The sequence below is a fragment of the Propionivibrio sp. genome (assembly GCF_016790145.1).
Classification (GTDB): Bacteria; Pseudomonadota; Gammaproteobacteria; order Burkholderiales; family Rhodocyclaceae; genus Propionivibrio.
This window is the reverse complement of sequence record NZ_JAEUOI010000207.1, coordinates 1-10,052: the sequence shown is the minus strand read 5'-3', so window position 1 is coordinate 10,052 and position 10,052 is coordinate 1. Positions and strand designations below refer to the sequence as shown.

General features: G+C 60.9%; 12 protein-coding genes. 8 read left to right on the top strand and 4 right to left on the bottom strand.

Annotation, left to right across the window (positions count from 1 at the left end; genetic code table 11):
* Window positions 1–155: 155 nt before the first annotated feature.
* The 3 genes from JNM42_RS17000 (at window position 156) to JNM42_RS16990 (ending at window position 2,258) form a co-directional block, all read left to right on the top strand.
* A complete protein-coding gene (locus JNM42_RS17000; RefSeq protein WP_294272976.1) occupies window positions 156–476 on the top strand; it encodes a DUF2442 domain-containing protein in 321 nt (106 codons plus the stop codon).
* Window positions 477–742: 266 nt separating this feature from the next.
* Window positions 743–1,231 (top strand): hypothetical protein, encoded by a 489-nt coding sequence (locus tag JNM42_RS16995; RefSeq protein WP_294272974.1) that lies wholly within the window; start codon window positions 743–745, stop codon window positions 1,229–1,231.
* 619 nt (window positions 1,232–1,850) lie between these two features.
* On the top strand, window positions 1,851–2,258 hold the full coding sequence (locus JNM42_RS16990) for a hypothetical protein (protein ID WP_294272972.1): 408 nt from the start codon (window positions 1,851–1,853) through the stop codon (window positions 2,256–2,258).
* Window positions 2,259–2,262: 4 nt separating this feature from the next.
* Here the strand turns inward: JNM42_RS16990 and JNM42_RS16985 are convergent, their stop codons facing one another.
* The gene (locus JNM42_RS16985; RefSeq protein ID WP_294272970.1) at window positions 2,263–2,778 is read right to left on the bottom strand and encodes a periplasmic heavy metal sensor; all 516 of its coding nucleotides are present in this window, start codon (window positions 2,776–2,778) and stop codon (window positions 2,263–2,265) included.
* 168 nt (window positions 2,779–2,946) lie between these two features.
* Between JNM42_RS16985 and JNM42_RS16980 the strand changes: the two genes are divergently transcribed.
* From JNM42_RS16980 to JNM42_RS16970, 3 genes are read left to right on the top strand one after another with little or no spacing between them, the layout of a single operon-like run.
* Window positions 2,947–3,699 carry a response regulator gene (locus tag JNM42_RS16980; protein WP_294272967.1) on the top strand — a complete coding sequence of 251 codons (753 nt, stop codon included), beginning with the start codon at window positions 2,947–2,949 and terminating at the stop codon, window positions 3,697–3,699.
* Entirely contained in the window at window positions 3,696–5,015 is a 1,320-nt protein-coding gene (locus JNM42_RS16975; RefSeq protein WP_294272964.1) for an ATP-binding protein, read from the top strand. The genes JNM42_RS16980 and JNM42_RS16975 overlap by 4 nt, the downstream gene beginning before the upstream one ends.
* A 58-nt stretch (window positions 5,016–5,073) precedes the next feature.
* Window positions 5,074–5,346 carry a type II toxin-antitoxin system HicA family toxin gene (locus JNM42_RS16970; protein WP_294272962.1) on the top strand — a complete coding sequence of 91 codons (273 nt, stop codon included), beginning with the start codon at window positions 5,074–5,076 and terminating at the stop codon, window positions 5,344–5,346.
* A gap of 182 nt (window positions 5,347–5,528) precedes the next feature.
* Here JNM42_RS16970 and JNM42_RS16965 read toward each other — a convergent pair whose 3' ends face one another.
* From JNM42_RS16965 to JNM42_RS16955, 3 genes are read right to left on the bottom strand one after another with little or no spacing between them, the layout of a single operon-like run.
* Window positions 5,529–6,734, bottom strand: a complete 1,206-nt coding sequence (locus JNM42_RS16965) for a multidrug effflux MFS transporter (protein ID WP_294272960.1) — start codon at window positions 6,732–6,734, stop codon at window positions 5,529–5,531.
* 1 nt (window position 6,735) lies between these two features.
* The gene (locus tag JNM42_RS16960; RefSeq protein WP_294272956.1) at window positions 6,736–8,235 is read right to left on the bottom strand and encodes a YifB family Mg chelatase-like AAA ATPase; all 1,500 of its coding nucleotides are present in this window, start codon (window positions 8,233–8,235) and stop codon (window positions 6,736–6,738) included.
* 57 nt (window positions 8,236–8,292) lie between these two features.
* Window positions 8,293–8,538: an accessory factor UbiK family protein gene (locus JNM42_RS16955; RefSeq protein ID WP_294272953.1), complete on the bottom strand. Its 246-nt coding sequence runs from the start codon at window positions 8,536–8,538 to the stop codon at window positions 8,293–8,295.
* 469 nt (window positions 8,539–9,007) lie between these two features.
* Between JNM42_RS16955 and JNM42_RS16950 the strand changes: the two genes are divergently transcribed.
* The gene (locus JNM42_RS16950; RefSeq protein ID WP_294272950.1) at window positions 9,008–9,877 is read left to right on the top strand and encodes a TorF family putative porin; all 870 of its coding nucleotides are present in this window, start codon (window positions 9,008–9,010) and stop codon (window positions 9,875–9,877) included.
* 54 nt (window positions 9,878–9,931) lie between these two features.
* The coding region (locus JNM42_RS16945; protein ID WP_294272978.1) for a P-II family nitrogen regulator at window positions 9,932–10,052 on the top strand (121 nt) is incomplete at its 3' end.

Sequence of the window (10,052 nt, the reverse complement as noted above, 5' to 3'; positions counted from 1 at the left end):
CTCAACCAAAAATCGCTGTGCCATTACCCGTCAAGCCACTTTCACCAAGCGTCGTGTAGTGCCGACCTTCTGATTCGACTTCTATGTATTTCAATCACTTAGCCGTTTCAACCCCCGCGAATAGCGGAAGTCGGGCTAATTGAGGACTGGGATTTATGTCAAGCCAGACAACAGCCAAAGAAAATTCCGCCCCTGGAGTAGTTCCTGCAGCGCCGTGGCGCGTTCAGGCGCTCTCGATCCTGCCCGATTACCGGCTGTCAGTGACATTTCGGGACGGCACATCCGGCATCGTGGATATGTCTGCAGTGAGGGCGGATACGTCCTGCGGCGTCTTCGCAGCGCTGGCTGCTAGCGAATTCTTTGCGCAGGCGCGCATTGAACTTGGCGTTGTGACCTGGCCGAACGGTGCCGACCTTGATCCGATGTGGTTGTATGAGCAGGTAAGAGACGAAAAAACGTGGTCTGTCCCCTTTTGATGTGTTTATCCATCCAGGTAGTTGTTCAAGCCTCGTAACCGGGTTCCGGGCAACTCAAGGCCGCAGCAAAGGGGGTGATCCCTTTACCCCTATCCTGCTTTGAAAATATGGGGAATCAGGTATTCCCATTACCCACTATGTGGGCTAGATTAGCACATAGTCACTTGTGGCGAAGCGATACTGGGCTGGGGTTTCAATCCCGCTCAAAAAGGCTAATTTTATTGATTGGGCATAGCGTTGTTGTTTTCCTTTGCGAGGAGATATCAATGAATAACGCTCAGAAATACTTGTCGCTCTTGGGCATTGCCTTAGCCCTTACGGGTTGCTATGTCGTTCCCGTCAGAGGGCCAGACGGCGCCGTCTACTACGATTATTATCCGTTGCCGCCCGCGGGTTACCCGGTGCCACCTGCCGGGGCACCGATGACATCGGCGCCGATAGGCCCGATGCCGACGATACTGAATGCGCGGCTCTATCCAACCAACGAAATCGCGACTCAGACCGGCATCATATCCGGTACAGTGACTAACATGATGACCGGGAAGGGTCGCTTCCAGGTCAATTTCATGGGTGAGGTGCTGAGCGGCGAAGCAACACGCGTTTCTAACGATGAAAAGCGCGGCGTGGCCAGTGCCTACAGCCCCAAAGGTACCTACATGTCTTGCGACTACCAGATGAACACGCCAATGCAAGGTGCGGGAGATTGCAGGTTCTCGAACGGTGCCACGTTCAAACTTCACCTGGGAGGGGGTTGAGCATTTGAACTCGCCTAGCGGGAATGGATATCCGAACCCTTTAAGATCGCCCAGTGATCTGAATCTATAGTCGTTTTTCCCGCAGGATCCTGCAGAAGACTTTTTTACCGAAAATGAAACCCCCTTGAGTTGTCACCCAAGGAGGTTTGAGAAGAGCTAAAAGGGGGCAGGCTCGAATTTGCGGGCATCATCTCTTGATCCGCCACGGCCAGTCGCTCAACGGTATCCAGGAACTTTTCGACCAGGCGAATCAGCAGCGCAGCCTGGGCATTCGGTTTGGCCCGGCCCTGCTCCCGGTTTTCCAGTGGGCTCGCTCGTCAAGGCATCGAAGCCCTCGGCACTCTCTGCAAACAGATTCCGTTCTTGCATAATCTGGCCTCCAGTTCGGCTTTCAACATCCCCTTGAGCGCCATCTTCTCATCGGCGTTCAAGCTCCCCATTCCATCCTTGACTTACAGTGTGAAGAGCCAGAACTGTGGGCCTCGATCCCACCAGCAGTAAATCACTCGCAATCCGCTCCTTTCACCTTTGCTACGTCGAGGATCGTCATGACTCAACTTGCGAAAACTACTGCGGTGTCCGTTAAAATGCGCTTCTCAACAACCGAAAGGAAATACGGATGAATACCAATGAAGACCAGTTGTGTATGGACGTGCTCGCCGCCATTGCCTGGGCTGACGGCGAGGTGAGCGTCGCCGAGGCCGGCACGCTGATCGATCTGATCGACCGTATGGAGTACGTCGACCACCATCGCGTCCAGGAGGCGATGTTCGTCCCGCACAACGCCCCGTCCGTAGCGCGGTTGGCAACGCTCGAGCAAAAGATGCGCGTGCGCCTGCTGCACGACGCCTACATCGTCGCCGAGTTTTGTGGCGGCGCCGACGCCGCCGAGTTGGAGATCGTCAAGACCCTGGCAGGCACCGTCGTCGCCCCCGAGCGCTGGCCCGAGGTGCTCGCCTGTCTCAAGGCCTATGCCGATTACGAACGCGCAGCGGAACGTTTGTGGGGGGTAACCCATCTAGGCTAGGCGCCTAGCCCCGCCCCGGGCCGCGCGGCCCACCGTGCTCCATGCGCTGCAGTTTGCTCAGGAAAAACAGGCGGGCCTTTTCCTTCTGTTCGGCGTTGAGCGAGTCATAAACCGTCAGCCAGCGATCGCGATTGGCTTCGTGCTGTTTCTGCCCTTCGGCCTTGAGTTCGTCCATGCGCTTGAGCACGGCGCGCAGATCGGCGCCCGGCTGCTTGAGCAGGGAGAGGTTTTCCTCGCGTTGTTTGCTGAAGCGTTCGCGCATACCGGCCATGTTGTCCTTGCCGGCCTGTTCGGCGTCTTTCCAGAGGGCATCCTGCCTGGCGTCGAGTTTCAGCTCGTCGTGCAGGCGTGACATTTCCTTCATGGCGTGTTCCATGCGCTGACCGGGCATGCCGGGACCGGGGCCGCATTGTTCGCCGCCGCGCGGTGACAAGGCGAAAGCGCTGGCGGCCAAGCCGAGCGAAAGGGCTACGGCGGTGACGACGATTCGAGGTGAAAATTTCGGAAACGTGTTTTTCATGGTGAGACTCCTGTATTGAAGGGTGGATTGGTCGGAGGGCCGTCTGTAGAGCACGGCCTCTCTGACGACGCCATTTTCTTTCCGACCTCATTGCAAAGGATTTCAAGACCAGGGCAGATGATTGCAAATTGTTTCAGTCTTCAATCGGTCTGACGCTGGCGGCATAGAATGTCAGCACTACCGATCCAGGGCCTGGCCATGAAAAAGATTCTTCTCGTTGACGACGACCCCGAACTTCGCCAGTTGCTGGCGACCTATCTCGGCCGGCACGGCTTCGATACGCTGCTGCTCGCCGATACGCGTCAGCTCGATGCCTATATCGAGCGCTACCAGCCGCATCTGGTGGTGCTCGATCTGATGCTGCCGGGCGAGGACGGCCTGGCCGCCTGCCGCCGTCTGCGTGCGCGCGGCGAGACCTTGCCGATCATCATGCTGACCGCGCGCGACGAACCGGTGGATCGCGTCATCGGTCTGGAAATGGGCGCCGACGACTACGTCGGCAAGCCTTTCGACCCGCGCGAACTGGTCGCCCGCATCGAAGCCGTTTTGCGTCGCGGCACCCAGCCACCGGGGTCGCCGGATACGAAAGGCGGGGTTTTCAACTTTGGCGATTGCTGTTTCGATCGCAGCACCCGTCAGCTTTCACGCGCCGGCGAACTCGTGGCCTTGACCAGCGGTGAGTTCGCCCTGCTCAACACGCTGGTGGCCAATGCCAACCGGCCGATGAAGCGCGAGCGCCTGCTTGAACTGACGCGCGGCGACGAGAGCGAATCCTTCGACCGCGCCATCGACGTACAGATCCATCGTCTACGCCGTCTGCTTGAAGCCGACCCGGCGCATCCACGCTACCTGCAGACGGTGTGGGGCGTCGGCTACGTTTTTGTGCCGGATGGTGAACCCGCGCCAGGGCCGGAAAAATGAGACTGCTGCCCGCTTCGCTCGCTGCACGTACCGTCCTGCTGGTAATCGCCGTCGTCGCCGTCGCCGAGATCGCCACCTTTGCGCTGATTTCGCAGCATCGGATGGCGACGCACATGAGCCAGACCGTCCGCTTTGTCGGCGGGCAGATGCGTTTGCTGCAAAGCATCTTGCCGGAGCTTGACGGCGACGCGCGCCGCCGCCTCTCGGCGGCCGATTCCGACCCGCAAAGCCTCCAGTTGCGCCCGGACAGCGAGTCCGTTCCGGCGCGCGTACCGGAGTTCGGTTTCGCCCGTCACCTGGCCGCCGAACTTGGCGAATTTCTTGGCGAACCGGTGAGCCTGCGCCATGCCGGCCTGGGGCAACGCAGCGGCTTGTGGATCGGCTTCATGGCGGCTGGCGAGCGCTGGTGGCTGGTGCTGCCACCGCCGCGCTTTGCGCCGCAACCCCTGCCGCCCGAGCTGTGGCTGGGGCTGGGTTTGGGGCTGGCTCTGCTGGTGCTGATCGCCGGACTCTTCGTACGCAGCATCGTCGGCCCGCTGGCGCGTCTCGGCGAAGCCGTAGCGGCCACCGGTGACGGCAGCGCGCGTACGGTGACACCGGAAGGCCCGAAAGAAGTCCGCCGCTTGGCTGAGCGGCACAACACCATGCTGGCACAGTTGGCCGCGGCAGATAACGAGCGGCACGAGATGCTGGCCGGTCTGACTCACGATCTGCGTGCGCCGCTGGCACGCCTGCGCGTTCGCCTGGCCTTGCTTGAAAGCGACAGCGAACGCGCCGGACTGGCGCGCGATGCGGATGACATGGAGCGGATTGTCGGACAGTGCCTGGCCTTCCTGCGCAGCGAGGAGAGTAGCGCACGCCCGGCGCCGCCGCTGTGGCTTGCCGATGCGCTGAGCAATGAAGTGGCACGCCATCGCGAACTCGGAAGACCGGTTTCGATGACCGTGAGCGAGGCCGCCGCCGCGTGCCAGGTGGCGATTACGCCGGGCAATCTGCAACGTCTGCTCGACAATCTGATCGACAATGCCTTGCAGTACGGTGCGCCGCCGGTCGAGGTGTCGCTGTCGCTCGAGTCCGCCGCTACGGTCACCTTGCATGTGCGCGATCACGGACCGGGCATCGCGGTCGGTCAACGCGCCCGCGCGCTTGAAGCCTTCGCCCAGATCGACCCGGCGCGCGCCACCGGCGGCAGTTGCGGCCTCGGGCTGGCCATCGTGCGCCGCATTGTTGCCGCTTGCGGTGGTAACGTGACGCTGGCCGAGGCGCCGGGCGGCGGTCTGGATGTCGCGCTGAACTTCCCGGCACAGCCCGGATGAGCGCAGAATAGGGTTTTCAAAAACCTTTTACTGAATCAACGAGTCCGTGGAGGTTGGCATGAGTCACAAACATCTGCATTTGCTTCAGTCGATTTACCATGACCCGCTCAGCGCCAACATTCACTGGCGGGAGATCGAATCCCTGCTGCTGCATCTGGGAGCGAGCATCGAGTCGGCGCATGGTGCGCGCTTCCGCATCGTGCTCAACAAGGTCGAGGTCTTCCTGCACCACCCGCACAACAGTTCAACCTGCGCCAAACAGGAGATCAAGCAGATCCGCGAATTCCTCGCGCACGCCGGGGTGACGCTTTCGAGTTACGAGGCGAGCTGAAAAGCAGACTCAGAGGCTGTGAATTAAGCGATAAATACCTCCCAAGCCGTCAGTCCGGCGTAAGCCGGAATCCAGTACCTTCTTCTGATAGCCATTAAAACAATCGGATAAACGAGCTGGAACCAGGCTTCCGCCGGGGTGACGGGCATGGAAATCATGCAGTAATGATTTTTCACAGACTCTCAGGTTTTCTGCCGTGCCAGCCGGTGATCGAGCCAGGCGGCGCTGGCGCCAAGCAACATCAGCGCGCCCATGCCGAAGGCCAGCGACAGCGTCGAGGCCCACAGTGCCGGCGCGATGATGCCGGCAACCAGCCCGTTCGAGCCCGCTTGCAGGAACATCTGGCAGGACGCGGCCAGGCCGCGCTGCCCGGGGAAAGGATCAAGCGCCAGCAGCGTCAGGCAGGGCATGGCCAGCGACATGCCGAAGGTATATACGAAGAGGGGAACGATGCTCCACGGCAGTGTCGGCGGGAGCCACAGATTCAATCCGATATTGCCGAGCGCGGCCACGCCCATGACCAGATAGCCGCGCATGATCGTCTGTTTCAGCGAAAGCTTTCCGGCCAGCCGCCCCGAGAGCCAGGCACCGGACATCAGGCCGGCCATGGCCGGGCCGAACAGCCACAGGAAACCCGTTTCGGAGACGCCGAGATGGCGCATCAGGAACACCGGGGCCGACATCACGTAAATGAAGAAGCCGGCGAAGTTGAACGCCAGCCCGGCGCAGGCGTAAAGAAAGGCCGGCGTCGTCAGCACCTTCCAGTAGGTTCGCGCCAGATAACCGGCGTGTAGCGGCTGTCGACGCTCTGGCGGCAGCGTTTCCGGCAGCAGGCGCCAGCAGGCCAGCCACAGCGCCAGCGTCATCAGCACGAGAAAGGCAAATACCGAGCGCCAGCCAAACCAGAACTGCAGGCGACCGCCGATGACAGGCGCAATGGCCGGTGCCAGCGCAAACATCATGGTGATCTGCGACATCAGCCGATGCGCCGCCGGACCGTCGAACAGGTCGCGCACGATGGCGCGGCTGATGACGATCCCGGCGCCGGCCGACATGCCCTGCAGCGCACGCAGCAGCCACAGGTGTTCGATGCGCGTGGCAAACAGGCAGCCGGCCAGCGCCAGCCCGAACAGGGCCAGGGTGACGAGAATGACCCGCCGGCGCCCGAGCGCGTCGGAAATCGCGCCGTGCCACAAGGCCATGATGGCGAAGGGGATCAGGTAGGCGGTCAGCGTCTGCTGCACTTCGATCGGCGTTGCGTGCAGGCTTTCGCCGATGTCATGAAATGACGGCAGATAGGTGTCGATCGAGAAGGGGCCGAGCGCAGACAGCGAAGCCAGCAACAGGGCGATGCCGCGCGGCGGCTTTTTGCTTTCGCTGGCGGGCAAGTCAGTCCCTGGCGAAGCGGCGGTATTGCACGGCTTCGGCAATATGTTGCGCAGCGATGGCCTCGCAGGCGGCCAGATCGGCGATGCTGCGCGCGACTCTGAGCACGCGATGATAAGCGCGTGCCGAGAGGTTGAGCCGGGCCAGCGCCTGCTTGAGCAGCGCGGCCCCGCTGGCGTCGGGCTGGCAGAAGCGGTCAATCTCCATGGTCGTCAGGCGGGCGTTCGGTTTGCCCTGGCGCGCCACTTGTCGCTCGCGCGCCAGCGTAACGCGGGAACGGATACTCGCCGACGCTTCGCCGTCCGCCGCTCTTTGCAGGGCCTCGGCCGGCAGCGCTGGCACCTCGATCTGCAGGTCGATACGGTCAAGCAAGGGGCCGGAGAGCTTGCTGCGGTAGCGCACCACCTGATCGGGCGTGCACCGGCACTTGCCGCTGGCGTCACCGTGATAACCACAGGGGCAGGGATTCATCGCCGCGACGAGCTGGAATTGCGCCGGAAACTCGGCCTGCCGCGCCGCGCGCGAGATGTGGATGCGACCGCTTTCGAGCGGTTCGCGCAGAGCTTCGAGAACCCGGCGCTCGAACTCGGGCAGTTCGTCAAGGAAGAGAACGCCCTGATGGGCAATTGAAATCTCGCCCGGACGCGGTACGCTGCCGCCACCGACGAGTGCGGCGGAAGAGGCGGTGTGATGCGGTGCCCGATAAGGGTGCCGGCCAAATTCCTCGGGCCGGAACAATCCGGCCAGCGACAGCACGGCGGCCGATTCCAGCGCAGCGTCCTGGGTCATCGGCGGTAGCAGGCCGGGCAGGCGGCTGGCGAGCATCGACTTGCCGGTACCCGGCGGGCCGGCGAGAAGAATCGAATGCGCGCCGGCTGCCGCGATCTCCAGCGCACGCTTGGCCTGCGTCTGCCCGCGCACATCGGCGAGGTCGGGATAGCGGTCTTCCTCTTCGGCAACGCAGGGAGTAGCCGCGCACTCCTTCAGCGTGGCCAGACCGCGCAGGTGAGCGCACACTTCAAGCAGGGTGCCTGCGGTCAGGATACGTACTTCTTGTGCCAGCGCCGCCTCGCGTGCACTCGACCCGGGCAGCACGAAACAGCGACCGAGACGGCCGGAGGCCAGCACCATGGCCAGCGCGCCGCGAATCGGCCGCAAGTCACCGGAGAGCGAGAGCTCACCGGCAAACTCGTAATCGTTCAGTGCATTTCCAGGAATCTGCCCCGAAGCGGCAAGGATGCCGAGCGCGATGGGCAGGTCGAAGCGTCCTGATTCCTTTGGCAGATCGGCCGGTGCCAGATTGACGGTGATGCGCCTGGCGGGAAAGTCAAAGCCGGAGTTCAGTAGCGCCGCCCGCACCCGGTCGCGCGCCTCCTTGACCTCGGTATCCGGCAACCCGACCAGTGTTACACCCGGCAAACCGCCCGCCAGATGCACCTCGACCGCGACTTCCGGAGCGGAAAGCCCATCCAGACCACGGCTATGGACGATGGCAAGCGGCATGGGCAGGCGGCAGAAGCGCTATTGACTCTCAGGCCGGGCAAAGCGCTAGGTGCCGACTCAATCCTTGTTCCCGCCCCGGCTTTCGAGCAGGGTGACCCGTGCTTCGAGCGCTTTCAGCTTTTCACGCGTACGCAACAGTACCTGCGCCTGAATATCGAATTCCTCGCGGCTGACCAGATCGAGTTTGGTGAATAAACTGGACAGTAGCGCTCGCGCATTTTTCTCGATGTCGGCGACCGGGCTGGCCGCAATGATGGCGCCAAGGCGGGCGCTGAATTCCTCAAGCACTTTGGGGTCGAGCATGGCGTCGGTCTTTCATCCAGGAATAGTGCGTTCGAGTTTAGCACAGCCGATGCAGGCCTTGACTTCTGTGGCGGCGCAGCAGATCAGCGAATTCTTCGCGCCTGAAATGCGTTGCGGCCCTGGCCCGGGCAGCAGGCAGGACGTGCATCGTGAGCGCCGATGTCATGGCCACCCATGTTAATGCGGATCCGGCGGCATGCCGTAGCGGGAGCGCGTATTGACGGCTTTCGAGCCGCCGGCGTGCCGAAACGTTCATTGTGTCGAGCAGTTTGCGCAGATCGGGACTTTGAATGCACTGCCATGGTGCGGCTGCCGAATAGGCTGCCCCATAAAAGTGCACTGGTCACATAAGGAATCATATTCAATATTATAACCATATGATTTTTTTCATATATTTAATTGGCACGGCAAATGCTTAGAGGAGCGTGCAAAGTTTTTAATCCCTTTAATCCTGTCCAAGGAGTTTCTGATGAAAAAAACCCTTCTCGCTACCCTTCTGGCGGCTGCATTTATTGCTCCGGCGATGGCCCAGACCCCTGCACCGGCTGAAGCGGCCCCCGCTGCGGCTGAAACCAGTCCGCATACGCTCACAGGCAACCTCGGCATCTTCTCCAGCTACCGTTTCCGCGGGATCGACCAGACCGCCGGCAAGCCCGCGCTGCAGGGCGGAATCGATTACGCCCATGAAAGCGGCCTGTATGTTGGCAACTGGAACTCGAACGTTAATTCGGGCGCCGGTTACGCAGAAGGCAACCTCGAAATGGACTTCTACGGCGGATACAAGCATGCCTTCGGCGACTTCGGCATCGACGTTGGCGGCTACTACTACTATTACCCGGGCTCCAGTGCTAACCCCTTGTCGTACTCGAATAGAAAAAATATCTTTTCGACGTCCAGCGGAGCGGTTGACAATTTTGAACTGTACATCGCTGGTAGCTGGAAATTCATCTCACTGAAATATTCCTACGCGCTGACGGATTATTTCAGTCTGCCGGATTCCAAAGGCGCGAGCTATCTCGACCTGACAGCCAACTATGACCTCGGCGACGGCTGGGGAATCAACGGCCACGTCGGCCACTTGTTTTCCAGCAACTATAAATATGCCTTTACTACCGGCTCGGACAGTATTGCCTACACCGACTGGAAAATTGGTGTGACCAAGGACTTCAGCGGCTGGGTCGTCGGCGCTTCATATGTCGATACCAATGCCAATGGAAGCTGCAGCAAGGCCGAATTCTACTGTTTCACCAACTCGCTCAACAAGAACGGTGCTACGGGTAGCAATTCCAAGGATGCCGGCCGCGGTATCGCAGTCGTATCGGTCAGCAAGACCTTTTAATCCGCCTTTCGCTTAACCGGGGCGGTTTGAACTGCCCCAGAATTGGAGTACATCATGAAAATGGTTACCGCAATCATCAAGCCCTTCAAGCTTGACGAAGTGCGTGAAGCGCTTTCTGTCATCGGTGTCCAGGGCATTACGGTCACCGAAGTCAAGGGCTTCGGCCGCCAGAAGG

Coding starts and splice junctions, on each gene's coding strand:
- JNM42_RS17000 (WP_294272976.1), top strand. CDS start 156: ATGTCAAGCCAGACAACAGCCAAAGAAAATTCCGCCCCTGGAGTAGTT.
- JNM42_RS16995 (WP_294272974.1), top strand. CDS start 743: ATGAATAACGCTCAGAAATACTTGTCGCTCTTGGGCATTGCCTTAGCC.
- JNM42_RS16990 (WP_294272972.1), top strand. CDS start 1,851: ATGAATACCAATGAAGACCAGTTGTGTATGGACGTGCTCGCCGCCATT.
- JNM42_RS16985 (WP_294272970.1), bottom strand. CDS start 2,778: ATGAAAAACACGTTTCCGAAATTTTCACCTCGAATCGTCGTCACCGCC.
- JNM42_RS16980 (WP_294272967.1), top strand. CDS start 2,947: ATGTCAGCACTACCGATCCAGGGCCTGGCCATGAAAAAGATTCTTCTC.
- JNM42_RS16975 (WP_294272964.1), top strand. CDS start 3,696: ATGAGACTGCTGCCCGCTTCGCTCGCTGCACGTACCGTCCTGCTGGTA.
- JNM42_RS16970 (WP_294272962.1), top strand. CDS start 5,074: ATGAGTCACAAACATCTGCATTTGCTTCAGTCGATTTACCATGACCCG.
- JNM42_RS16960 (WP_294272956.1), bottom strand. CDS start 8,235: ATGCCGCTTGCCATCGTCCATAGCCGTGGTCTGGATGGGCTTTCCGCT.
- JNM42_RS16955 (WP_294272953.1), bottom strand. CDS start 8,538: ATGCTCGACCCCAAAGTGCTTGAGGAATTCAGCGCCCGCCTTGGCGCC.
- JNM42_RS16950 (WP_294272950.1), top strand. CDS start 9,008: ATGAAAAAAACCCTTCTCGCTACCCTTCTGGCGGCTGCATTTATTGCT.